24 protein-coding genes are annotated in these 22,146 nt (G+C 30.8%); 14 read left to right on the top strand and 10 right to left on the bottom strand.

Annotated features, from left to right (window positions below; translation table 11 throughout):
* Positions 1-12 precede the first annotated feature (12 nt).
* Positions 13-1,413: a BspA family leucine-rich repeat surface protein gene (locus UH1x_RS17065; RefSeq protein ID WP_482623177.1), complete on the top strand. Its 1,401-nt coding sequence runs from the start codon at positions 13-15 to the stop codon at positions 1,411-1,413.
* Between the two features lie 191 nt (positions 1,414-1,604).
* Here the strand turns inward: UH1x_RS17065 and UH1x_RS17060 are convergent, their stop codons facing one another.
* Positions 1,605-2,036 carry a MarR family winged helix-turn-helix transcriptional regulator gene (locus UH1x_RS17060; RefSeq protein WP_482623176.1) on the bottom strand — a complete coding sequence of 144 codons (432 nt, stop codon included), beginning with the start codon at positions 2,034-2,036 and terminating at the stop codon, positions 1,605-1,607.
* A 596-nt stretch (positions 2,037-2,632) separates the two neighbouring features.
* Here UH1x_RS17060 and UH1x_RS17055 point away from each other — a divergent pair.
* From UH1x_RS17055 to UH1x_RS17045, 3 genes are all read left to right on the top strand, one after another.
* Complete coding sequence (locus UH1x_RS17055; protein WP_482623175.1) at positions 2,633-2,968, top strand: single-stranded DNA-binding protein; 336 nt, start codon at positions 2,633-2,635, stop codon at positions 2,966-2,968.
* A 75-nt stretch (positions 2,969-3,043) separates the two neighbouring features.
* Positions 3,044-3,493: a JAB domain-containing protein gene (locus UH1x_RS17050; protein WP_482623174.1), complete on the top strand. Its 450-nt coding sequence runs from the start codon at positions 3,044-3,046 to the stop codon at positions 3,491-3,493.
* 3 nt (positions 3,494-3,496) lie between these two features.
* Positions 3,497-3,694 carry a hypothetical protein gene (locus tag UH1x_RS17045; protein ID WP_482623173.1) on the top strand — a complete coding sequence of 66 codons (198 nt, stop codon included), beginning with the start codon at positions 3,497-3,499 and terminating at the stop codon, positions 3,692-3,694.
* A 107-nt stretch (positions 3,695-3,801) separates the two neighbouring features.
* Here the strand turns inward: UH1x_RS17045 and UH1x_RS17040 are convergent, their stop codons facing one another.
* Together UH1x_RS17040 and UH1x_RS17035 are read right to left on the bottom strand one after the other, a co-directional pair.
* Positions 3,802-4,107 carry a hypothetical protein gene (locus UH1x_RS17040; protein ID WP_482623172.1) on the bottom strand — a complete coding sequence of 102 codons (306 nt, stop codon included), beginning with the start codon at positions 4,105-4,107 and terminating at the stop codon, positions 3,802-3,804.
* Between the two features lie 166 nt (positions 4,108-4,273).
* Positions 4,274-4,855: a Crp/Fnr family transcriptional regulator gene (locus UH1x_RS17035; RefSeq protein ID WP_482623171.1), complete on the bottom strand. Its 582-nt coding sequence runs from the start codon at positions 4,853-4,855 to the stop codon at positions 4,274-4,276.
* A gap of 468 nt (positions 4,856-5,323) precedes the next feature.
* Between UH1x_RS17035 and UH1x_RS17030 the strand changes: the two genes are divergently transcribed.
* From UH1x_RS17030 to UH1x_RS17020, 3 genes are read left to right on the top strand one after another with little or no spacing between them, the layout of a single operon-like run.
* Entirely contained in the window at positions 5,324-5,707 is a 384-nt protein-coding gene (locus UH1x_RS17030) for a BfmA/BtgA family mobilization protein (protein WP_482621765.1), read from the top strand.
* 19 nt (positions 5,708-5,726) lie between these two features.
* Complete coding sequence (gene mobB, locus UH1x_RS17025) at positions 5,727-6,755, top strand: MobB family relaxase (protein ID WP_482626522.1); 1,029 nt, start codon at positions 5,727-5,729, stop codon at positions 6,753-6,755.
* An 8-nt stretch (positions 6,756-6,763) separates the two neighbouring features.
* Positions 6,764-8,191, top strand: a complete 1,428-nt coding sequence (locus UH1x_RS17020) for a type IV secretory system conjugative DNA transfer family protein (RefSeq protein WP_482623170.1) — start codon at positions 6,764-6,766, stop codon at positions 8,189-8,191.
* 77 nt (positions 8,192-8,268) lie between these two features.
* On the opposite strand, the gene UH1x_RS17015 is transcribed toward UH1x_RS17020, so the two are convergent.
* The 4 genes from UH1x_RS17015 to UH1x_RS17000 all read right to left on the bottom strand — a co-directional run bounded on the left by UH1x_RS17015 (position 8,269) and on the right by UH1x_RS17000 (position 12,493).
* Positions 8,269-9,195: a polysaccharide deacetylase family protein gene (locus UH1x_RS17015; protein WP_482623169.1), complete on the bottom strand. Its 927-nt coding sequence runs from the start codon at positions 9,193-9,195 to the stop codon at positions 8,269-8,271.
* A 49-nt stretch (positions 9,196-9,244) separates the two neighbouring features.
* Positions 9,245-10,360, bottom strand: coding sequence for an alpha/beta hydrolase (locus UH1x_RS17010; RefSeq protein WP_482623168.1), 1,116 nt, complete (start codon positions 10,358-10,360; stop codon positions 9,245-9,247).
* A gap of 289 nt (positions 10,361-10,649) precedes the next feature.
* The gene (locus UH1x_RS17005; protein WP_482623167.1) at positions 10,650-11,243 is read right to left on the bottom strand and encodes a hypothetical protein; all 594 of its coding nucleotides are present in this window, start codon (positions 11,241-11,243) and stop codon (positions 10,650-10,652) included.
* 125 nt (positions 11,244-11,368) lie between these two features.
* The gene (locus UH1x_RS17000) at positions 11,369-12,493 is read right to left on the bottom strand and encodes a helix-turn-helix domain-containing protein (protein ID WP_482623166.1); all 1,125 of its coding nucleotides are present in this window, start codon (positions 12,491-12,493) and stop codon (positions 11,369-11,371) included.
* Between the two features lie 358 nt (positions 12,494-12,851).
* Here UH1x_RS17000 and UH1x_RS16995 point away from each other — a divergent pair, with 358 nt between their 5' ends.
* The 7 genes from UH1x_RS16995 to UH1x_RS16965 all read left to right on the top strand — a co-directional run bounded on the left by UH1x_RS16995 (position 12,852) and on the right by UH1x_RS16965 (position 19,202).
* Entirely contained in the window at positions 12,852-13,442 is a 591-nt protein-coding gene (locus UH1x_RS16995; protein WP_482623165.1) for a TetR/AcrR family transcriptional regulator, read from the top strand.
* A 50-nt stretch (positions 13,443-13,492) separates the two neighbouring features.
* On the top strand, positions 13,493-14,740 hold the full coding sequence (gene fabF / locus UH1x_RS16990) for a beta-ketoacyl-ACP synthase II (RefSeq protein WP_482626521.1): 1,248 nt from the start codon (positions 13,493-13,495) through the stop codon (positions 14,738-14,740).
* An 11-nt stretch (positions 14,741-14,751) separates the two neighbouring features.
* Positions 14,752-15,261 (top strand): DUF6653 family protein, encoded by a 510-nt coding sequence (locus tag UH1x_RS16985; protein WP_482623164.1) that lies wholly within the window; start codon positions 14,752-14,754, stop codon positions 15,259-15,261.
* A gap of 154 nt (positions 15,262-15,415) precedes the next feature.
* Entirely contained in the window at positions 15,416-17,797 is a 2,382-nt protein-coding gene (locus UH1x_RS16980) for a TonB-dependent receptor (RefSeq protein WP_482623163.1), read from the top strand.
* Between the two features lie 11 nt (positions 17,798-17,808).
* Entirely contained in the window at positions 17,809-18,405 is a 597-nt protein-coding gene (locus UH1x_RS16975; RefSeq protein WP_482623162.1) for a Crp/Fnr family transcriptional regulator, read from the top strand.
* Positions 18,406-18,432: 27 nt separating this feature from the next.
* Positions 18,433-18,801 (top strand): DHCW motif cupin fold protein, encoded by a 369-nt coding sequence (locus tag UH1x_RS16970; RefSeq protein WP_482623161.1) that lies wholly within the window; start codon positions 18,433-18,435, stop codon positions 18,799-18,801.
* Between the two features lie 5 nt (positions 18,802-18,806).
* Positions 18,807-19,202, top strand: coding sequence for a cupin domain-containing protein (locus UH1x_RS16965; protein WP_482623160.1), 396 nt, complete (start codon positions 18,807-18,809; stop codon positions 19,200-19,202).
* Positions 19,203-19,204: 2 nt separating this feature from the next.
* On the opposite strand, the gene UH1x_RS16960 is transcribed toward UH1x_RS16965, so the two are convergent.
* The 3 genes from UH1x_RS16960 to UH1x_RS16950 are packed head-to-tail and all read right to left on the bottom strand — an operon-like array spanning position 19,205 to position 22,069.
* Positions 19,205-19,501 carry a hypothetical protein gene (locus tag UH1x_RS16960; RefSeq protein WP_482623159.1) on the bottom strand — a complete coding sequence of 99 codons (297 nt, stop codon included), beginning with the start codon at positions 19,499-19,501 and terminating at the stop codon, positions 19,205-19,207.
* 60 nt (positions 19,502-19,561) lie between these two features.
* A complete protein-coding gene (locus tag UH1x_RS16955; protein WP_482623158.1) occupies positions 19,562-20,947 on the bottom strand; it encodes a hypothetical protein in 1,386 nt (461 codons plus the stop codon).
* Between the two features lie 39 nt (positions 20,948-20,986).
* A complete protein-coding gene (locus tag UH1x_RS16950; protein ID WP_482623157.1) occupies positions 20,987-22,069 on the bottom strand; it encodes an adenylate/guanylate cyclase domain-containing protein in 1,083 nt (360 codons plus the stop codon).
* Between the last annotated feature and the right edge of the window lie 77 nt (positions 22,070-22,146).

Below are 22,146 nucleotides of genomic sequence, written 5' to 3'. Positions count from 1 at the left end.
ATCATGATAATTATGAATCTATTAAAACTGAAACAACTATTTTTTTTAATGACAATTGTCGCGGTAAACTGTGCGGATGACGAATCGGTAAAGAATGATTCCAAGCAAATTCTTGGACTGTCTTTTGCTGTTGAAGATAATGTTGAGTTGAAAGAGACGATAATTGCAACGATTGATGAGGAGAGTAAAACCATTGCTGCGACCTTTCCTTTTGGAACAGACCTGACGGCACTTATACCAAGAATAGTGTTATCGGAATCGGCAAAACTGGGTAAAAACGTGGTTAGGGAAGATTTTACTGCTCCAGTAAGCTACGGGATTGCCACACCGGATGGAAATAAGGTTGTGTATACTATCAAAGCTTCTGTAAAAACATTTTCACCTTTTGTTATGACCTGGAAAACCACTATGGCCGATGAGGACATTACCATTTATACCAATCCTGAAATTCAAACCTACAAGTATGAAGTGGATTGGGGAGATGGGAGCTTTGAAGAAAATTTAACAAGTGATGCTGCTCATCGCTATGTGGAACCAGGGATGCACACCGTTAAAATATACGGAAACTTTCCTGCTCCAATGATGCCTTCGTTAAATTATGAAGTAAAAAATGCGGCCAAATTACAGACCATAGAAAGTTGGGGGAGCATGGAGTGGGAAAGTATGAAGTTTGCGTTTGCTGGCTGTGTTAATCTTACCTACAAAGCTACTGATATTCCAAATTTACGGAAAGTTAGCGATATGATGGCCGCATTTGAAGCAGCAGAAGCTTTTAATGGAGACATCTCTGGTTGGGATGTGCATAATGTCAAAGACATGTCAAATATGTTTTATGGGGCAAGTACTTTTAATCAAGATATAGGAACTTGGGACGTGAGCAATGTAGAAAGTATGTCGGGCATGTTCAATGGAGCAAGGGTTTTTAACCAGGATATTGGTAATTGGGATGTTGGAAGCGTAAAACACATGGGGTATATGTTTCACGGAGCAAGTGCTTTTAACCAGGACATTGGTAATTGGAACGTGGGCAATGTAGAATACATGGGCAATATGTTTCACTTAGCAAGTGATTTTAATCAAAACATTGGCAATTGGGATGTTGCCAAGGTTACGACAATGTCAAGAATGTTTAAGGAGGCAAACACTTTTAATCAAGATATTGGTAGTTGGGATGTAAGCTATGTATGGTTTATGGCAGATATGTTTAATGGTGCAAGTGCTTTTAATCAAGATATAGGTAGTTGGGATGTGGGTTTTGTTAGCCGTTTGAACTTTATGTTCTATGGGGCTACGACATTTAGCCAAGACCTGTCTCGTTGGAATACGAAAGGGGTCACGAATTGTTACAATTTCGCAACAGATTCTGGATTGACCCCAGAACAATTGCCAACTTTAGGAGACTGTTTTTTTTAAGAAAAAGTTAAAAACTATTTTTCAAACTATGAATAACTTATTTTTTTTAAAAAATAATCACTTTTAGAGTTTGGTAAACAAGTAGACCTTTTGAAATATAAAATACCAATTAAATAGAGGATTAGATGGATTTAGCTAATAATTAATTTTGGTCAAATTCAATATTGGCATGATATGCTTTACTGATAAGATTACATTAGATTACTCTCGATTTGATCAAGAACATTGTGAAATTCCACTAATTTGTCTTCTGAGATACTTTTATGGGCTTCATCTAACGTTTTCTCAATAATCGGTAGAAGTTGTTTTTGAATATTCTTTCCTAGTTTAGTCAGGTGTACCAAATTTGATCTGCGATCAGTTGGATGTTGTACTCTTCTTATAAGTTTTCTTTTTTCTAAACCATCAATTAGTTTAGTAACACTTGTTTTAAACCTACCAATACTTTCAGCTAGTTCATTTTGTGTTTTTCCATCTTTATCCCATAAAACAACTAACATTTTAAGTTGATCCGCAGTGATGTCAAAACCTTCTTTTTGAAAATTCTGGTTGATTTTATTGACTAATAGAAGGGAAACATTACGTATTTTATAACCTGTAGTTTCATGTAAATTATTTATCATACTAGATTTAACTTTAGATTTTTGATAAAGATAGAATAACATTTTTAGTGTACTTAATTTAGGTTTTTTATAAGTTTAATGCCTAAGATTTTTTTATAGTTTTTTTAAGCCTAATAATTGTATTTCAAGAGGAAAGTAGTTATTGGGTGACCTTTTTTTGTTATTTGACTTCTCTAAATTTATTGAATGCTTTTTAAGAAATTCATAACTCCTTCTAATAAGAAATAATTGGGATAGTCTACCTCCTTCCATTGTGGAATTCAAATAGTCTTTTAATTCACTTACCGAGCCTCCATCGGCACCTTTTTTTTGTCAGCAAAACAACAACATTCAGTTTTGAACTACGGCATAAACCAGGCTCGTACCTCCCTCTTTTTTATACGTCTTATCAAATCTGAATATTGAATCATAAAGGGCATCAAAAAAAGGTAACAACGAAGGCTCTATGGGAAGTAAATCAAAATATCGAACTATGAAATCATCTCAAAACATCCAAAAAGGAAGTGAGACCAAAAAATCAAAAAAGGAAAACACTCTGGATATAATAAGTAAATCACTTTTAAAACAAATGAATATTAATCTTTAAATCTATAATTATGAGTTCAATTAAAAATCACGTACAGTTATTCGGAAATGTTGGACAAGAACCAACCATTACAAAACTTGAAAGCGGTAAAAAAGTAGCTCGTTTCTCTTTAGCAACAAATGAGAATTACAAAGACAGTAAAGGCGAAAAACAAACAGATACCAATTGGCATACTGTTGTGGCCTGGGGAAAGGTTTCAGAAATCATTGAAAAGTATGTAACAAAAGGTAAAGAGGTTGGAGTTAGTGGAAAACTAAAGACCCGAACCTACGAAACCGGAGATGGCAACCAACGCTATGTCACAGAAGTTGAAGCCAATGAAATTTTATTAATGGGTAGTAAATAAATTAAAAATGAAAGAGGGCATCTCTGTCGAAAGTTCTGCCCTCTTTTTCATTATCAATATCTAAAAGAAATAACAATGAAAGACAAAGTTAACGAAATACAAATTAGTTACAAGGAGCGTGTAAAATCACCTTTTTGGAAAAAGATAAATTCATCACAGGATGCTAGTGAATTAATATATGAGGGTTGGAACAAAAACACTATTGAATTACAGGAATCCTTTAAGGTTGTTCTATTGAATAACAGCAATAAGGTAAAAGGTATTTATCAACTTTCCCAGGGTGGAATTACGGGAACTTTAATTGACCTACGGATATTGTTTGCTGTGGTTTTAAAAACCTTATCTGTGGCTATTATATTAACACATAATCACCCATCAGGAAAATTAGTTCCTAGTGAAGCTGATAAAATAATAACGGAAAAGATTAAAAAAGCTGCAGAACTTTTTGATGTGAAAGTTTTAGATCATTTGATTATTGCACCAAATGGAGATTACTACAGTTTTGCAGATAATTCAATTCTTTAACCTATGGTCTATTTGAATTATAACAATCTGGATGAAGAAACTCAACAATATTTACTTTCCGCTTCTAAAGAAGATGTGGAAAGTAAAGTTGGAGAAAGTTTAAAAAAATATGCCAAAGAGAATCATATAGAATATGAAACTATCTTATATGAAGAAGCTATAAAAAACTTATACAGCTATCAATATGTTTTTAACATTTGAATAATTCATAAAAGACCTTTTGCGATTTCAAAGGTCTTTTGTATTTTAAGTATATATAATAGGTTTTATCCTTATGACAGCAGGGAGAAAAGGTCATTTCAAAAAGGTTAATTTTTAAAATCGTAAGCCCCTAGGGCTTCATAATTTTTCATTTCAAAACTTTCAGAATTAAGCAAGTTTGCAAATTTCATAGCATCTTTGTCTTTCATAAATGTTTCTTGAACTTTTTCAACATCATTTTTACTCCTCCATAGAAATATGTCCATATACCCATCATCATTTTTAACTAAACACCTATATAAAAGCCCTTTGCAACGAGAACAATAGTTTTTATTAAATTCTAAGGAAGCTTGATTAAACATTTCCTCGGTTATTCCAATTTTGAGCTTAAACTTTGTGATTTCTATAATCATAATATTGTTTTTTTATACGTATTACAAGAAAAATCACTATTAAGGATGACTAAGAGTATTAATAGTAATACATTCTCTATGGTACTAAATTTGCTTCAAATTATTATGGGTACAAAAGTACAATCAGATGTTTTGAACCAACAATAAGATAGTTTAAGAAAAAGGATTACTTACTGGCTATTTTTTTACGTACGATGCTCAAAAATTCGGGCGTAACTCCTATATATGATGCAATTTGAACATTAGAGATTCTGTTGTGTAGGTTAGGGTATTTTTTCAAGAAGTATAAATACCGTTCTTCCGCGGTGGAACTAATGGTCTGAAGTATTCTTTTTTGTTGCTCAATAAATGTATTTTCAATTACAATTCTGATATTTCTATCGAATAATGGGGAATGGTCATATAAATGGAAAACATCATTTTTACTAATTTGTAGAATATGTGAAGGCTCTAGAGTTTCTATATATAAATCACTTGGTTCATGGTTATAAAAACTACCATAATCTGTTATCCAACTGTTTTCAGTAGCAAATTGAAGATTATGTTGGTTTCCCTTTTTATCAATTTTGTACATCTTTAGACACCCCTTTACAACAAAAGTAAAATGATTACACTCCTCTCCTTGCTTTAATATAAGTTCCTTTCTTTTTGTTTTTTTTTCAATTATTCGATTATTGATAATTTCAATAGCTTTCTTATCCAAAGCCCAAAAATTTGAAAAATTTCTTATAATAGGACTACCTTTCATCCGTAATCATCTGTTTTTTCAGTAAAGATATTATATGTTGCCATATTAAAAATTTCAATTATTAAATTACTTGGCTTTGGGTAATTATTTTATAAGATTCTCTAAAATCTGACGTACGATTTAATTCGTCATTTTAAAATCATATACAATGCTATAAAAACAAAGCATTTGTCAACATTCTACGTTTCAATTTCTCACTTCAAATAGATAGATTTATAAGGTTTATTATTGATAAAAAAGCAACTGACTTTTTAGTCAGGTTGTTTGGATTTTTGTTCGCTTTTGGCGAACGAAAAGGAAAAGCAAGAGGGTAACACGCGCTGCGATGTTTCGATAAGCCTCTTGTTTTTAAATAACAGAAAATCAGTTATTTAAAAATAAAATCAAGATGAGAAATGAAAATTAAGATTGGTTTTTAGAGTAAAAAGGAATTCAGCCTAGTGAAAACAGAGAATTTTTAGAGTAAAAATGGATAACGGATACGAAAAAGAACAGTTTACTACCATTAGTTTTAAAGACTCCGTTGCTAAAAAATTCAGAATTTTTAGCAAGAAAATGGGAGCGTCCAATTCTATGACTTTATTAATGATGCTAGACTTTTTTGAAACCAATAATCTGTCGCCAAAAGAATCTATTGGTCCAACAGTTCACACATTAGAAAACTTGATAAAAAAAAGAGTAAGTGCCGTTATTGCCATTTTAAGAGATATGGAAAAGAGTCAAACGAAACCTACCGTTGCAATGATGCAGTCACTTTTTGAGGAAGTAACACCAGAACCTAAAAGCAAACCGCTTTTAGTGGAAAAGAAGAGTATTAAAAAAGAAGAGAAAATTCGTTTTCGTGAAAAATAAAATTATAGGATTATTTCATATGTATATCACCATTACACCACAGATATTAGGAGGCGCTTATTCACAAAGTGTTGCCGATTTTGTGACGTATTTAGAAAAGGAAAATCAAGGTTTGGAACAACAAGATATGGAACACTTTTTCAATCAATATGGAGATAAAATAAACACCAAAGATGTAATAAAGGAGATTGATGGAAATGGAGCGAAACTAAAAAAGACAGAACCAAAATTTTATTCCATAACAGTAAGTCCAAGTATATATGAATTAAAGCAATTACAAAATAGCAATAAAGATTTAAAAACATATACTCGTGAAGTAATGAAAAATTATGTTACGTCTTTCAATAGGGAAATCAATGGCAAGCCGATTACTATTAATGATATAAAATACTTTGCCAAAATAGAACATCAACGAAGTTATAAAGGAACAGATAAGCAGGTAAAAGAGAACCAATCTTTTGCCACAAAAATACTTCAGAACAAACAAAAAATTCGAAAGATAGAACGTGGAGAATTAACAGGAAATATTGGAATGTTAAAGCAAAAGATAAATCAATTAGAAAAAGAAGCTCCACATCAACAAAATGGAAAACGGATTATTCAAGGCTTGCAAAAAGATGGCAACCAAAGCCATATTCATATTATAGTGAGCCGAAAAGATGCTTCTAATTCGGTGAGTTTGTCACCAGGAAGTAAATACAAAGCTTCGGATGTGGTGATGAACGGTAAAAAAGTAAAACGTGGTTTTGATAGAGATCAATTTTTTGCAAATGCAGAAAAAACCTTTGATAAACAATTTGGCTACAAACGAAACTATGCGGAAACCTATCAAGCAAAAAAGGATTTTGTTAAGAATCCGAAGCTATATTTTTCTGTATTAATGGGTTTACCAAAAAATGAAAAAGCTATTGCTTTTAAAATATTAGGAAAGTCTGGTCTTCCAATGATGAATATCCCAACAAACAAAGTGCAATTGGCAATAAAAGCCATTAAACAATTGAAACGCGGTGTTGATATAGCTATTAAATCAAGTTCTATAGGGATATGAATTTGTCTATGCCATATATCATACTCTATATCATAGTTCCTGCGCTAATTTTAATTATTGTTCTGTATGTATTCTTTCATAAGGAAGGAAATAAAACTTTGGATAAAAAATATCAAATCCAATTTAAAGTCAAATCTGGTAGATTTAAAATTGACAACATCAAACGTGGAGCTTCCGTAATCGGTTCTGCGGGAAGTGGAAAAACAGAAAGTGTCGTCTTCAATTTTTTGCGACATTTTAGCAAACATGCCTTTAGTGGTGTTATTCATGATTATAAAAACTTTGAGCTTTCCGAAATGGCGTATCCTCTTTTTAAGGCTACTGAAATTCCTTTTTACATTATTTCTTTTGATACAATTTATGACCGAGTAAATCCCATTGCTCCTCGTTATTTAGAAAACGAAGAAAGTGTCAACGAGGTCTCAAGAGTATTGATAGAAAACTTATTGGAACAAAAAGAATCTGGTAGTTCAGGTGCAACTCGATTTTTTAATGATGCCGCTGAGGGTTTAATCGGTGGGCTAATTTGGAAGCTAAAAACTTCATATCCGCAGTTCTGTTCATTACCTCACTTAATCGCGATTTACCAACTTCTAGATACAGATAGTCTTATTGGGTTTTTAGAAAGCAATACCACTTCTAGAGCTATGGCAGATGCTTTTATAAGCGGAAAGGATTCTGATAGGCAAACCGCAGGAGTTAAAAGCACTTTGGCCAACGCTTTTAAAAAGATAAGTACACAACGTATTTTTATGGCTTTATGCACAGATGAAGTCCCTTTAGATATTAATAACAAAGCAAAGTCAGGTGTGATATCTGTAGTTAATAATCCAAAATATGAAACTGCCTATTCTCCAATTATAGCAACTATTATCCACACTATTACAAAACAAATGAGTGTTAGAAATTCCAATCCTTCTTTTTTAATGATGGAAGAAGCACCAACCATTCGTTTACTGAATATGCATCGCATCCCTGCTACGTTACGAAGTTATAATATTGCAACAATTTATGTAATGCAAGACAAAATTCAGAATGATATGATGTATGGTGATAAAGCAAGTAAAGCCATTCTAAGTAATTTATCGTATCAGTTCTTTGGTAAAGTGAATGATCCTGATACCGCAAAGTATTATGAGCGCTTTTTTGAAATTGTAAAAATGAAAACTACCAGTGTTAATAAGGGTTTTAATCTCAATTTTGATACTAGAGTAACTAAAGGAGAAAAAGAGGTTTCTAAGCAAAGAGCGGATGTATTTTTTAGATTGAAACAAGGTGAGTTTATTACTTTTGCAGATGGTAAGGACAAGAAAGTACAAATGATACTTCCGAAAATTGAAAAGACATTACCACAAAAAAGTGTATCTTTTTCTCAAAAGGAGCTTGAATCTAATTTTGAGAAAATATATTGCGATGTGAAGTCTATTTTTAAATAGAAAAAATTAGTTGTTATGTTATTCCCTACGATTAAAAATACCAGATTATATAGATCAAGCTGATGAAAATAATTTAGTTATTGTTTTGCTAATTCAATGATTTTTTTTGGCGTTGTCACATCCCCTTCCATAAAATCATTTCCAAGACCTTCACTAATTCCCCATCTAAAAATCCATGAAAACCCTCTTTTACTATATGTGTTAATTATTGTATTGTATTCTGTCGATTTTAACACTTCTTCTTGAGAAATAAAAGTGTAGCCGTTTTTTTGAATCATTTTAGCTAATTCCTTTAGGTAATCTGCATTCAACAAACTCGCATGGATTAGTAATGTTTGAGGGATATTATGATTGAACAATTCTATCGATTTCGATTCAAAATATAAAAGTTTCTTTTCCATATACTTTATATATTCAACCCCTATTTCTTTCATTAGAACCTTATCTTTTGCTACGAACGCATTATGATAAGATTTTGCAAATAAATAATCGTCATTATCAATAGTTACTGGTGCACTTACATAATTGTTAACTTTTAAAAACCTCTCAAGACTTTTATGAGACAGTGAGTCATATCCAGCATGCAGATAGGGATGACGAAAATATTTAAGCTGTTTTTTGAATTTTTGCAATAATGGTTTAATTATTTTTTCTCCTTTTAAAATATCATTGAAAAAAACAGAATCTGGAACTTTATTATAATCAAGATGAGAAAATGTATGGTTCCCTAAGTCATACCCATTTTCAAGCCATTTAACAAGATTTTTTACTCTACTAGAATCCAATTGATTATTACTGTAAAGTTTTCCTGCATTTACATAGCCTATAGCCGGTATGTTATATTTTTTAAAAGATTTAATCAATTTTGAAGTGATTTCCACATCTAGGTTATTTAACCCGTAGTTAACGGTAGGTAAATCATCAACTGTAATACACATTGTTTTCTCTTGACAGGTTACACTAATACAAAAAAGATATGTGATTAAAAAAAAAGCCTTTTTCATGAAAATTATTTTAGTTGTTAAGTTTTGTTATTAATAAATTATAGCCTTTTTATTTTACAATAGATTTTAAGTCTTGTAATTCTTTAGATTTTGGATAGTATTTTAATGCTAAATTCAAAACCTCTTTAGATTCCTTTATACGACCTTGTTTCTCTAACCTTTTTATGGTCCCTGATAATGTTTGAGCCGCATAGAATGAATTCTCAATTGGTACGATTTCAAATCCATAATCGAATGAAAGATTTTCATAAAATAATTTGATTTCTCTTGAGGGATTTTTTGAATTCCAAAAGTCTCTATAGGGTACATTCCATTTTTTTGAAGGGTAGATTGTTTGGAGGCCATTTTGAATTCCGGTTATTGACATTCCATAATGATTTTGATTTTCAATTACCTCAAATTTGTATTTAATTCTTGGATTTGAATCCGATACCAGTTGTTGATTTAGTTCAATAAATGCTTTTGCTTCTTCTTCGGGTCTTCTTTTTAAATCGTCATCGGCCTTACCTATATAAATTGCCGCTTTCGGATGAAGACTATCTTTAACGGATTTAAGAACCTTTTGAGCTATCGTTTCCCCAGAGATAGTGCGCAAAGATAACTCGGCAGCAAGAACAATGTAACCATTAAATAAGTCAGGTTCATTCCAAAAAGACTCGAAAACAGGACTAAATGTCGGAGACATTCCAATAATTGTTTTACCAGAATTAATTCGGTATTTACTATTAAGATTTGGGAAAAGTTCTTCTCTAAAAAACTTTAGATAATCCTTAGCATTACTATGACCTTTCCCAAAAAAATATTCTCCTTGGCTATTACTTAACTCAAATGCCATATCATAACGCTTATCTGTATTGTTCGGGATGCCCACAATAATACTCTCTGGCATTTCATTTCTTGATGCTTTTATCTTTACAATAGCGCTTGTTATTTCAAATAAATATTCAGCATCCATAACCACAATAATGGGATAACTGTGTATGCTATTATCATAATTAGATGGAAGAGAAATGTAAATATCTCTATCTTCCTTTAAAATTTGGGATGATAAACTAAATCGTTCTCCTATTTCAATTTTTTGATTATTTACTTGGTCTCTACCCTTAGATTCAGATTTGCAAGAGAAGAGGAATAGAACGATTATTAAACTAAATACTATTTTCATATAAGATTTGTAATTCCGAGTTCTGAGCTAATAAACGTTACTTTTTTTAATTAATTCTAGATTACGGATTTTGGTTTAAATATCATGATTTTTAAATGGTTCGAAATTACATGTTTCAAAGTGTATGTATTGAAAAATTGAATTTTGTAGATTACGTTTTCTCCCAGTTATATGTTGAACATTATAAATTCGTAAGTATTCTCATTAATATTTACTCAATCTAACTATTGACGTAAAATAGTAATCTACAAAACCTTTGGATTCTATTATCTATTATGGTGTTTTGATTTTAGAAACTGTATCCTAAGAAGAGCCAAGTATTGGGCACAAATTTATGCTCTCTTATTGTAGTTTCTCCCCATTCTTGCTCTGGTATTGAATTAAAATTATACCTGATTGGTATTAAAACTCTCAAATAAAGATGCTTAATTTTAAAAATATCCATTTTTTGAAAACCGAAATTAACTCCAGCCGTAAGTGTATGGTTTTTTATTTCATTATCCGAGATTAAGTGATCATACTCATCGTATACATAACCAACGTTTGCGCCATAATGCCAGAGTTTTCGTTTGCCAAAAAACCTGCTATAAGTAAGTTCATAAATTCTAAAGTAGCCCTCCACATTATCGCCATCTACGGCTGCGGCTTCATTACTAGATAAGTGCCTCTCTGTCATATCAACTTCTCCAATACTTAAGCTTAATTGGTGCTTTGGGTTAAACCTATAGCCAACTTCACCTGCAAAGTATTTGAACTCATTCATTGACATTTCTAAAAGTTCATAACCGACAAAGATTTTTTTTGTTAGATTCTCTTGTGCGTTTGAAATAATTGTACTGCCCATAAAAAATATTAGAGCAGAAATAAAACTAAGTTTTTTCATAAAAGTTATTTATTAAATTTTCGGCAAAGGTGCTTTATATTCACCCTCTAAACGACCCATATTGAAATATGACACACCTTTGTTTTAATAAATAATGAAGCTTAAAAAATTAAATTGGGAGAATTTTATTTATTCGATGATTTTATAAACTCAGTTGGAGTTTTACCTGTTATTTTTTTGAAGTTTCTATTAAAAGAAGACTTAGAGTTAAAGCCACAATCATATGCTAATGAAGAAACATTATATATTTCATGTTCCTCCTTGGCTATTTTATTTTTAAATTCTTCAATACGAAGTGAATTAATATAATCGAAAAATGAAGTTTTTAAAATTTCATTAATGTACTGGGATAAATAATTTGGATGAACACCAATTTTATTTGCTAAAATATTTAATGATAAATCTGGATCTAAATAGGCTTTTTCTTTTTTCGAATATTCTTCAAGACCAGATTTTATTAATTCTGTTTTTTCTTTATTAATGCCAGAAGTAGAATACCGAGTTGTAGTTTGTTTAGAAGAATCATTAGGTGGCACTATTTCACTTTGTTTTAACACATTGTGACTTTCTAAGACATCAATTTTAGTATTGGAATTTATTTCACCTTTTTTAATACCAAAATACCCCACTAATATAATATATATGGAAACTGTGGTAAAGATTAAGCTTTCATTAGCAAAAATTATTACAAACCAAACAATAGCTAATCCTCCAGATAAAAATTCAAGCCATTTTAAATTGATATATGGAAGTGTAGAAAATTGGTTTTGAAGCGCTTTTTTGTAAGCCTTTATCAAAAATAAACTCCAAATTATATAAGCTAGACCAGATATTATATTAAGAATGTGTTTAAAAACTATAAAATTTTCAAATCCATATCCATCATTTTTAAGAATATCTATTTTTTGTTTTCCAGGTAGAATGAAAAAATTGACAAGATAAATAATGACTAAAATAAAAGGAATGAAATGAAGCCAAGATGGAATCTTAATTCTTTTATGTGTTTTGGTCAGTTCAGAAACATAAAGAAAAAGAAAAGGCCCATGTAATAGAGGAAATGGTATCTGGATACCAGCTAAAAAAGGATATTCTTCAATTGTACCATTATTGGATAAATGAAATAAAATCAAATGAATGAAGACGATGAATAACCAAAAAGACAGAATTGTATCAACATTTTTTCTGTTTTTTTTAAAAAAAATAAGTACACTTAAGAATAATGATAGACTAATTCCAGAAACTACTAACATAACGGCTCATTTTATTACTTACACAACACGTTCATTTTAGGAATGAACTTTTCATTACAATAACCTTCTCCGTTTTCCTAGTAATTGAGTTTACAAAATAAAAATATATTAAAAGATTTCTATTAGCTTTTCAAGTTTTAAATAATTTGAATATAACTCAGGATAGTGTTCCTTGTTTACTTTGCAGATAATGTGATACTGAACAAAGTCGCTAAGTTAAAATATCTTATTCAATCTTTAAATTTTGAAACAATTAAATCTACGTAGTAAACATATTTTGTGTTTTCCAAATTGAATAATGCAATAGTAATTTTATATAAAGCTTGTTTTTTCATATACCGTAGAGTATATTAGCCGAATGATAAGATCAGATAAGACCAGACAATTTATCATTGAAAAAACAGCAAGTATATTTAACAAGAAGGGATATGTAGGCACATATTTGTCGGATATTACAAATGCTACTGGCCTAACTAAAGGTAGTATTTATGGAAATTTCAAAGATAAAAATGAAGTTGCTTTAGAAGCGTTCAGATATAATTACGCCTTTCAAAGTGAGGGTATTAATGATAAAATTAAAGGAGAGCAACGATCTGCCGACAAACTTTTCGCATTTCTAAACCATTACAAAGTAGAATATAAAATTATTTTTGAAAATGGTGGTTGTGCCATTTTAAATACGGCAATCGATGCTGATGATGGAAATGTTATACTAAAAGAGGAAGTTACAAAAGCTATCAAAAATTGGATTACGAGAATTGCTGATATTTTAGATGAGGGTATCCAAAAAAAAGAATTAAAAAAAGTTAATACTATGGAATTCGCAACAAGAATGGTTGCATTAATTGAAGGAAGTATCATGTTATCCAAAACATTAAATCAGTCCAGTATATTATTAAAAAATATTGAATATTTAGAGGGAGAAATTAATAGTTTAATTGTTAAATAAAAAAATTTACAAACCCATATACTCTACGGTATATGATAACATTAAAAAAAATGAAAAGAGTAGTGATAACTGGATTAGGTGCCATAACACCTATTGGGAATAAAGTGGAAAGCTATTGGAAAAACTTGTTGAAGGGTATTTCTGGAGCAGATAAAATCACTCGTTTTGATACCACTAATTTCAAAACGAATTTTGCTTGTGAAGTCAAAAACTATAACCCATTAGATTACTTTGATAGAAAGGAATCAAGAAAATTGGATAGATTTAACCAATATGGACTCATAGCTTGTGAAGAAGCAATTATAGATGCGGATTTACAATTTGAAAATTTAAATAAAGACAGAATTGGAGTAATATTCTCTAGTGGAATTGGTGGTTTTGAAACATTTGAAAACGAAATATTAAATTTCTTTGAAAATGCTAGCCTTCCAAGATTTAACCCTTTTTTTATTACTAAACTAATAGCAAATGGTGTTGCTGGTCTTTTATCAATACGCCATGGTTTGAGAGGGGTAAATTCGTGTCCGGTTACAGCCTGTGCTTCGTCAACCAATGGATTGATTCAGGCGTACAATTATATTAAATGGGGAAAAGCTGACATAATTATCACAGGAGGATCAGAAGCGCCGATTACAAAATCTTCTATCGGTGGTTTTAATGCTATGAAAGCTTTGTCTATGAACAATGAAAATTATAAAACGGCTTCGAGACCATTTGATAAAAGTAGAGATGGATTTGTAATTGGTGAAGGTGCTGGAACTTTAGTTGTAGAAAGTTTGGAAAGTGCCAAGAAAAGAGGAGCTAAAATATATGCTGAAATTATTGGAGGAGCTGAAACGGCTGATGCTTATCATATTACAGGAACTCATCCTGAAGGTCAAGGAGCTTACTTAGCAATGAAACAAGCCATAGAAGAGAGCGCGATATCTGCAGATAAAATCGATTATATCAACGCACATGCTACTTCTACAGGTTTAGGAGATATATCCGAAATTATGGCCATAAAAAAGCTTTTTGCAAAAAGCTTGGATAAGATTGCTATCAGTGCAACAAAGTCTATGACTGGTCATTTATTAGGAGCAACTGGAGCAATTGAAGCTATTGCAACATGTTTAACACTATCATCAAATATGATACCGCCAACTATAAACACAGCAAGTATAGATGAGCGTATTCCTACGAACCTAAACTTTTCTTTGGGTAGAAAAACTGAAAAAAATGTAAAATATGCACTTACTAATAGTTTTGGTTTTGGTGGCCATTGTGCAGCCATGGTTTTGAAAAAATATACATCATAAAATTATAGATAATGACTCTAGAAAGAAAAGTTGCCAAGGTATTTAATTTGACTGACGAAAATTGGTTAAAACATTCTAATCCATGGAGTGTATGGACCAGGTATTCGGTTTTACCCATTATAATTTTTGCGTTTTGGAGTAGGTTGTGGATTGGATGGTGGTGTGTTATTCCAGGACTTATTTCTCTGCTTTGGATGTTTTTTAATCCCATTTTTTTCAAAAAACCAAAGTCAACTAAAAATTGGGCTTCTAAGTCAGTAATGGGTGAACGCGTATATTTAAATAGAGACCAGATTTCTATTCCTAAAATTCACAATAGTCCAATTTATAAAATTCTAAATACAATTTCTTCTATGGGAATGTTATTATCTATTTGGGCTACTGTAAATTACTCAATATGGGGAGCAATACTTGGTGTAGCCCTTGCATATTTAGGTAAGAGTTGGTATTTAGATAGAATGGTTTGGCTCTTTGAAGACATGAAAAACAATAATAAAACATACAAAAATTGGGATTACTAGGTATCTTTTAAAAATTAGTGATTTTATTATTTAAATAACTAATATGGATGAAAACTTTATGATTTGTTAAAAAGAACTTTATTGATTTTGATCAACGAATTTAGGTGCTAATTGGATGTTCCTTTGCCGAAAATCAAATTAATATAAAAGAATCATGAAGAAATTCCTATTTATGCTTATTATTTTTCAAGCTTTGAGTTCATTCGGTCAAAACGGAACAATAAAAGGTAAAGTTTTAGATAAACAATCAGAGCTTCCTCTTATGGGAGCAAGTGTAGAACTATTATTGCCGGATAAACTAGTAGGTGTTATAACTGACTTTGATGGTTATTTTACACTAGATAATGTACCTATTGGAAGACAAGAGATTAGAATTAGTTATATAGGATACGAAACCAATACAATTTCTAATATAGAAGTGAATACAGGAAAAGATATAAATATTACAGTAGCATTAACGGAATCTTTTGCGAAATTGGATGAAGTAGTACTTACCAGTAGCACAAACAAAGTAAAATCCTTAAACAAATTTTCGGCAGTTTCCGCACGTCAATTTGGTGTAAAAGAAGTCGGAAGATATGCTGGAGGTAGGAATGATGTAGCACGATTAGCCAGTAATTTTGCAGGTGTAGCTTCACCAGACGATAGCCGTAATGATATCGTAGTTCGAGGGAATTCCCCAACTGGATTATTATGGCGCGTAGAGGGTATTCCTATTCCAAGCCCTAACCATTTTTCGGCTTTGGGTACAACTGGTAGCCCTGTATCTGCGTTGAATCCTAATCTTCTTAAAAATTCAGACTTCATAACCTCTGCATTTCCTGCCGAATACGGTAACGCTATTGGAGGTGTTTTTGATTTAGGTTTTAGAAATGGAAATAAAGATGAATATGAGTACTCGTTCCAAATGGGAGCATTTTCAGGCTTAGAAGGAACCGCAGAAGGGCCATTGAATAAAAAGAATAACGGTTCATTTTTAGTAGCTGCGAGATACTCCCTTATTGGACTTATTGGAGGCGCAGGTACAAGTGATACTCCAAATTATGCTGATATCTCCTATAATATCAATTTAGGAAAAAGTAAATTAGGTAGCTTTTCTCTATTTGGAATAATGGGCACTTCAAGTATCGATTTAATTGGTGAAGATTATGACGAAGATGACCTTTTTTCGGCAGAAGACGAAAACTCCTATGTTTCCTCCACTATTGGTGTTTTAGGTGCTAAACACTTACTAAGTATTGGAGAAAGTTCATATTTAAAAACGGTTATAGCGGGTGCTTTTAACAATAGTGATTACGAGGAAGATCGAATCATTGATTTAGATACTGATAATGAAAGAATTATAAGATATGCTGAAAGCAATAATGAGGAATCCAGATTAACATTTTCAACCTTATTTAACACCAAAATTAATAATAAATTCACTTTAAGAACAGGGCTTTTATTTGAGAATTTTTCAACAGATTTGAACAGAAAAGAGAGAGATGAGCAAGAGGATGGAAATAATGATGGTGATCCAGATTTAGTTACTATTAGGAATATTAATGGAAGTTATAATGTGTTTCAACCTTATGTACAGACAAAATATAGATTAACTGAAACCTTGACATTAAATGCAGGAATACACACCATGTATAGTGACCTAAATAAGCAATTCGTTATAGAACCTAGAGCATCAATGTCATGGCAGATAAAACCACAGCATACGATTAATATAGGGTATGGTATTCACCATCAAAATGTACCTACACCCTTGCTATTTTTAAGTGAGGAAGTAAATGGAGAGACCTTAAACCCTAATGAAGATTTAGATTTTGTAAGAAGTCAGCATTATGTTTTGGGATATGATTTTAAGCTAACAAGAAGTTGGAGAGCCAAAATAGAAGCTTATTATCAAAAGATAGACAATGCTGCAATTGATGAAACTCCATCTAGTTATTCTTCTTTGACTGAAGGAGCTGATTTTACGTTCTCGTCTGATAATACGAACTTGGTAAGTTCCGGAACAGGAGAAAATAAGGGATTAGAATTAACTTTAGAAAAATCATTTAGTAAAGGTTTTCATGCTTTAATAACGAGTTCTATATTTGAAAGTAAGTATGAAGGTAGTGATGGAATAAAAAGGAGTACTCCTTTTGATAATGGTTATATTGTTAATTTTTTAGCAGGTAAGGAATATAAAATCGGAAAACAAAAGAAAAATATTTTTTCAATAGATGCTCGTTTTGTGTCATCTGGAGGAAAATATTATACTCCTGTTGATTTAGAAGCATCTCAAAATGCTGGCTATGAAATTTTGCAGGATGATTTGGCGTTTAGTCAACAGTACGATGATTACATGAGACTAGATTTAAAACTAGGTTTTACATTAAATAGTAATAAAAAGAAATCATCTCACAAATTTTACATTGACCTTCAGAACATTACCAATAGAGATAATGTTTTTATAAGACAATATAACAGAATTACTAATAATGTTAATCAAATAAACCAAGCAGGTTTCTTTCCTGATTTTGGTTACCGGTTTCAATTTTAAATAAAATAATTATGCATGAACAGGTTATAGCATTTTTTAAAAAATTTATACAATTAGAAGAAAAGGATATTCTTAGAATTGAGGAATTGACAACGGTAAAGAAATTTTCAAAGAATGAATTTATTCTAACACAAGGTAAGGTGTGTTCTTTTGTTGCTTTTATAAATAGTGGGGCTTTTAGAGGGTTTTATTCTGTAGATGGTCAAGAATATAGTAAGCAATTTTTCTTTGAAGATGGTTTTTGTACAGACTATTCAAGTTTTTTAACAGGGAAAAAATCGTTGACTTATTTACAAGCTATTGAAGATAGTACAGTAATTATTTTTGAAAAAAAAGATGTAGAACATATGTATAAAACAATACCAAATTTTGTAGAATTTGGTAAGTTATTGGCAGAAAGTTTATATATAAAGGTGTGTGATATAAAAGCCTCTTTTATTCTAAATACTCCAGAGGAACGATATTCAAACGTAGCAAAAGATCGCCCTCGGGTAATACAAAGAGTGCCGCAATACATGTTAGCATCATATCTTGGCGTTACACCAGAGGCTTTAAGTAGGATAAGAAAGCGTTTAGGTAGGAACCATAGTTATAATGGAGAAGAATAGAACAAAATTGTTATATACAAATAATATATGTTAAGAAATTTAATGAATACCAATAAATTAGTTATTCCGTTTCAAGCTATAGATTGGAAAAAAATTCCAAGAATTGAACATGAAGGCCAAACAGGCGTTGCGTATTGGCAAACAAGTAATTATAATGGTCTTCGCATTCGTATAGTTGAATATTCTAAAGACTATGTTGCTGATCATTGGTGCGAAAAAGGACATATAGTACAATGCCTAGAAGGTACATTTGTTAGTGAATTACAAAATGGAAAAAAAATTGAACTAGTAAAGGGTATGACATATATTGTTTCAGATGAGTTAAGTTCTCATCGTTCAATTGCAAAAGACGGAGTAAAACTGTTAATTATTGATGGAGATTTTTTAAAAAAATGATTGACATGAAAAAAAAATTAACCCTTGGATATCTAGTATGCATAGTTTTTTGTAGTTCCTCACTTTTTGCACAAAATATAAGTAGAAAAGAACTACTTAAGGAAATAGTTAATCAAAGTTTATCATCAGTAGATATTCAAGAGATAACACTAGCAGCAGGTATTAAAGCTCCAAAACATATCCATCCATGTCCTGTGGTTGGATATGTTACTTCTGGGAGTGTTATTTTTGAAGTTGAAGGGCAAGAACAACAATTATTACACAAGGGAGATGCCTTTTACGAGCCAAAAAATAAAACAATTTTGCATTTTGATAATGCTTCCAAAGAAAAAGAGTTGACCTTTGTTGTTTTTTATTTGAAAGAAGGCAATGAAGAAAATATTAGAATGTTGAAAAATTGAAATTATTGAGTATAATCATCAATTTCCTCATATGTTTCTACAGATACTCTTTTTCCCAATTGATGCATAAACTGCATTTGCTCAGGATTTTTTGTACCCCAAAAAGCTCTCCAATCTTTCATAGCGTTCCATCGAGCAATAGTTTTTATTTCCTTGTGATTTTCAAAGTTTTTTAGCATAAAGCTTCCTCTAGCCCCTAGAACAGTTTTATGAATTTTGTTTGTAGTCACTTTCCAAGTTTCAATAAATAATTTTAAGTTTTCTGGCTCTACATGCCAAGTATATACTACTCTTATCATTATAAATTTGGAATAAAAGATTATAAAATAGTTTTATGCTAGCTCTACGATTTTGTCGATTTATTGAAAAGATAAACTCTCCATTAATATGGAAATGTCTTCTGAATGAGAATTGATGATAATCAAATATGTTTTATCCTTCAAGAATTTTATATAAGTAAATTCAGAGCTTACGTCCGGTTTCCATTCTTTTAACTCTTCAAAACTTTCTTTTATCAAATCTAACTTATGCTGGTTTTTATCTGTAACAAGGATAATCTTGGTTATTGGATGGGTCTTCATTTTTTCAATGGTAAGAGCATCTAATTTGGCTTCATATTCATTGATATTCGAGAATCTATGATTCTTCATCAAATTTTTATAAACTTCTTTATTTTCAGAAATTACGAATCGTTGCATAAATATAAAGTCAATATCTTGAATCCAGCTTGGAAATTCTTCATCCAAAACAGTGATATAATCGTTTATGAATTCTTGGTCAATTGTTTTATTTTCATTAAAATATTTTTCAATTAACGGATATATTTTCTGAGCCATATTTGAAATGAATTTGTTTTTATACCAATTTCCCTCAGGGAGTTCTCCGCTTAATTTTTGATATAGATACCCATTAGCAATAGAAGTGGTGATAGCTTCATTAAACAGAAGCTGAGCATAATTTGATGATTTTGAATTACTATTTTTAAACCAAGTTTCTATATCCTTTTTTACAAGAAGTGATTGTTCATCATATACAATATGTGAGGACTCATGAAATAGTACTGCTAAAAGTTCTTCAAAATCTTCAAACCCCTGAGGGATTCCGGCGATTGCAATATTATAAAAAGCTGTAGCACTAAAACCTCTTTTCCGTGCATTAGGTATGGGGTACATGGAAAGTTTAAAAGGAATAGAGAAATCCCAGTTGGATTTGTGAAAGTTTACTGTTTGTTTAAATAGCTTGTCAATGTCCACTTTTGAAATTAACTCACGGGTTTTCTGTATTTGTTGATTGAACTTTAATTTACAAGGTTTAAAAACTAATTCGTCATAAACTGGTTGAAACGCAAGCAAAATTTCATATAGCTTATTTAAATCATGATTAGGAATTATACCAAAGGACTTTCTTTTAAATTCTTTCAGATTATTACTTTCAATAAGGTTTCTGCCTAAAATAAAATAAGTATTGCCTCCTATCTTATTTCCATAAGGGTATTGAGGGTATTCATATTGATAAAAAATATTGATTTTCCCAAAATCAATTATAAGTTCTTTGTATTTTTCTGTGTCATACTTTGAATTATTAAATACCTCTTTGTATGGATTAGATGAATAATTGGACGAAAGGTTGTTTAAAAAATCAAGCGTAGCGTAATTTTTTGAAAACTCTACATTGAAGGTCATTTTTTGAGAAAAACAACTGAAAAAGGATAAGGTAAAACATAAGATGACAAATTGACTTTTCATATATTCTATTTTAAATTACTTAATACTTATTGATGAAATTCAAATGTTAACGGATTGATTATGCTGTTTAGAAATGTTATAGATGTGAATTTTTTTTGTTTTGCCCTTTAACATTCTGGTATCTACATAGTCTATATCTATATTGATTGGGGTACTAAATTCACTTTCAAAAAAGTGCTGAGAAACGAGAAATTTTTTTCCTAGGGTTTTACATAATCCTTCTATTCTAGCTGCAACATTTAAAACGTCTCCATGATAGGCGATCATTTTTTTTATTTCACCTACTTCACTTACCATTACGGGGCCTACATCTGCTCCAGCCTTAAATGATGGAAGTACATCATATTTATTTTGATAATACTCCTTTTTATTATTCAGAACCGTTTCGTAATAAAAAAATAACTCAACTAGATAAGATTTATTCCTAGCTGTGTTTTTCCAATGTAAAACAACTTGGTCCCCTACGTATTGATATACTTCCGCATCATATCTATAAATTACTTGCGTTAAATCTTTAAAACAATCCTGTACTAAAGAACTATATTTAAAATGCCCCATATGTTCAGCTAACGTCGTTGAGTTATCTAAGTCTAGAAACAAGAAAATACGATTATCTTCTTTAGGTTTACGGTATTTACCGATTAAAAAATTCAATAGTGTTTTATGCCCAAGATGTTGGTTGATTTGACGCAGAAAGTTCACTAAAAAGCTAATTAAATAAGAATATAATAATAACAATAGAAAACCATTTTCAGTGGTGACAAAATTAAATGCATTTGTAGTTTTAATTCCGAGTTCTATAGCTTGATTTGAAAAGTAAAATGCGACTTTGTATATAACTATTAAAAATATTATTACATGTAAAATACTCTTTGTAAAAATTTTTAAAAGATACGAATCACGTAATATGTTGTAATCAAACATTATATAATCTATAGTTTCTATAAGAATTCCAGAAATTAATGCAACAGGGAAGCTAACAATTATTAAAAATAAAAGAGAGTCAACAGGATTTTGAAAATCGTTTAAGATATACGAAAGTGAAATCTGAAATGTTATAAAAAAGGATAGCCATACCGTCACAGTTAAAAAAAGGTATTTTATATATCTTGGGCTAATCATATTTCATTTTAATAAGTTTTGCTGATAAGTTTTTATTACAAACCAATTAATGACATAATTCAATCATTTCCTGGAAA

The organism is Maribacter sp. UH1, from assembly GCF_056839145.1.
The sequence above is the reverse complement of the archived record's forward strand: the minus strand, read 5'-3'. Positions and strand labels throughout refer to the sequence as shown.

What these genes read in the sequence shown, in the direction of transcription:
- UH1x_RS17065 (WP_482623177.1), top strand. Translation starts at nt 13, where the DNA reads ATGAATCTATTAAAACTGAAACAACTATTTTTTTTAATGACAATTGTC.
- UH1x_RS17060 (WP_482623176.1), bottom strand. Translation starts at nt 2,036, where the DNA reads ATGATAAATAATTTACATGAAACTACAGGTTATAAAATACGTAATGTT.
- UH1x_RS17055 (WP_482623175.1), top strand. Translation starts at nt 2,633, where the DNA reads ATGAGTTCAATTAAAAATCACGTACAGTTATTCGGAAATGTTGGACAA.
- UH1x_RS17050 (WP_482623174.1), top strand. Translation starts at nt 3,044, where the DNA reads ATGAAAGACAAAGTTAACGAAATACAAATTAGTTACAAGGAGCGTGTA.
- UH1x_RS17045 (WP_482623173.1), top strand. Translation starts at nt 3,497, where the DNA reads ATGGTCTATTTGAATTATAACAATCTGGATGAAGAAACTCAACAATAT.
- UH1x_RS17040 (WP_482623172.1), bottom strand. Translation starts at nt 4,107, where the DNA reads ATGATTATAGAAATCACAAAGTTTAAGCTCAAAATTGGAATAACCGAG.
- UH1x_RS17035 (WP_482623171.1), bottom strand. Translation starts at nt 4,855, where the DNA reads ATGAAAGGTAGTCCTATTATAAGAAATTTTTCAAATTTTTGGGCTTTG.
- UH1x_RS17030 (WP_482621765.1), top strand. Translation starts at nt 5,324, where the DNA reads ATGGATAACGGATACGAAAAAGAACAGTTTACTACCATTAGTTTTAAA.
- mobB (WP_482626522.1), top strand. Translation starts at nt 5,727, where the DNA reads ATGTATATCACCATTACACCACAGATATTAGGAGGCGCTTATTCACAA.
- UH1x_RS17020 (WP_482623170.1), top strand. Translation starts at nt 6,764, where the DNA reads ATGCCATATATCATACTCTATATCATAGTTCCTGCGCTAATTTTAATT.
- UH1x_RS17015 (WP_482623169.1), bottom strand. Translation starts at nt 9,195, where the DNA reads ATGAAAAAGGCTTTTTTTTTAATCACATATCTTTTTTGTATTAGTGTA.
- UH1x_RS17010 (WP_482623168.1), bottom strand. Translation starts at nt 10,360, where the DNA reads ATGAAAATAGTATTTAGTTTAATAATCGTTCTATTCCTCTTCTCTTGC.
- UH1x_RS17005 (WP_482623167.1), bottom strand. Translation starts at nt 11,243, where the DNA reads ATGAAAAAACTTAGTTTTATTTCTGCTCTAATATTTTTTATGGGCAGT.
- UH1x_RS17000 (WP_482623166.1), bottom strand. Translation starts at nt 12,493, where the DNA reads ATGTTAGTAGTTTCTGGAATTAGTCTATCATTATTCTTAAGTGTACTT.
- UH1x_RS16995 (WP_482623165.1), top strand. Translation starts at nt 12,852, where the DNA reads ATGATAAGATCAGATAAGACCAGACAATTTATCATTGAAAAAACAGCA.
- fabF (WP_482626521.1), top strand. Translation starts at nt 13,493, where the DNA reads ATGAAAAGAGTAGTGATAACTGGATTAGGTGCCATAACACCTATTGGG.
- UH1x_RS16985 (WP_482623164.1), top strand. Translation starts at nt 14,752, where the DNA reads ATGACTCTAGAAAGAAAAGTTGCCAAGGTATTTAATTTGACTGACGAA.
- UH1x_RS16980 (WP_482623163.1), top strand. Translation starts at nt 15,416, where the DNA reads ATGAAGAAATTCCTATTTATGCTTATTATTTTTCAAGCTTTGAGTTCA.
- UH1x_RS16975 (WP_482623162.1), top strand. Translation starts at nt 17,809, where the DNA reads ATGCATGAACAGGTTATAGCATTTTTTAAAAAATTTATACAATTAGAA.
- UH1x_RS16970 (WP_482623161.1), top strand. Translation starts at nt 18,433, where the DNA reads ATGTTAAGAAATTTAATGAATACCAATAAATTAGTTATTCCGTTTCAA.
- UH1x_RS16965 (WP_482623160.1), top strand. Translation starts at nt 18,807, where the DNA reads ATGAAAAAAAAATTAACCCTTGGATATCTAGTATGCATAGTTTTTTGT.
- UH1x_RS16960 (WP_482623159.1), bottom strand. Translation starts at nt 19,501, where the DNA reads ATGATAAGAGTAGTATATACTTGGCATGTAGAGCCAGAAAACTTAAAA.
- UH1x_RS16955 (WP_482623158.1), bottom strand. Translation starts at nt 20,947, where the DNA reads ATGAAAAGTCAATTTGTCATCTTATGTTTTACCTTATCCTTTTTCAGT.
- UH1x_RS16950 (WP_482623157.1), bottom strand. Translation starts at nt 22,069, where the DNA reads ATGATTAGCCCAAGATATATAAAATACCTTTTTTTAACTGTGACGGTA.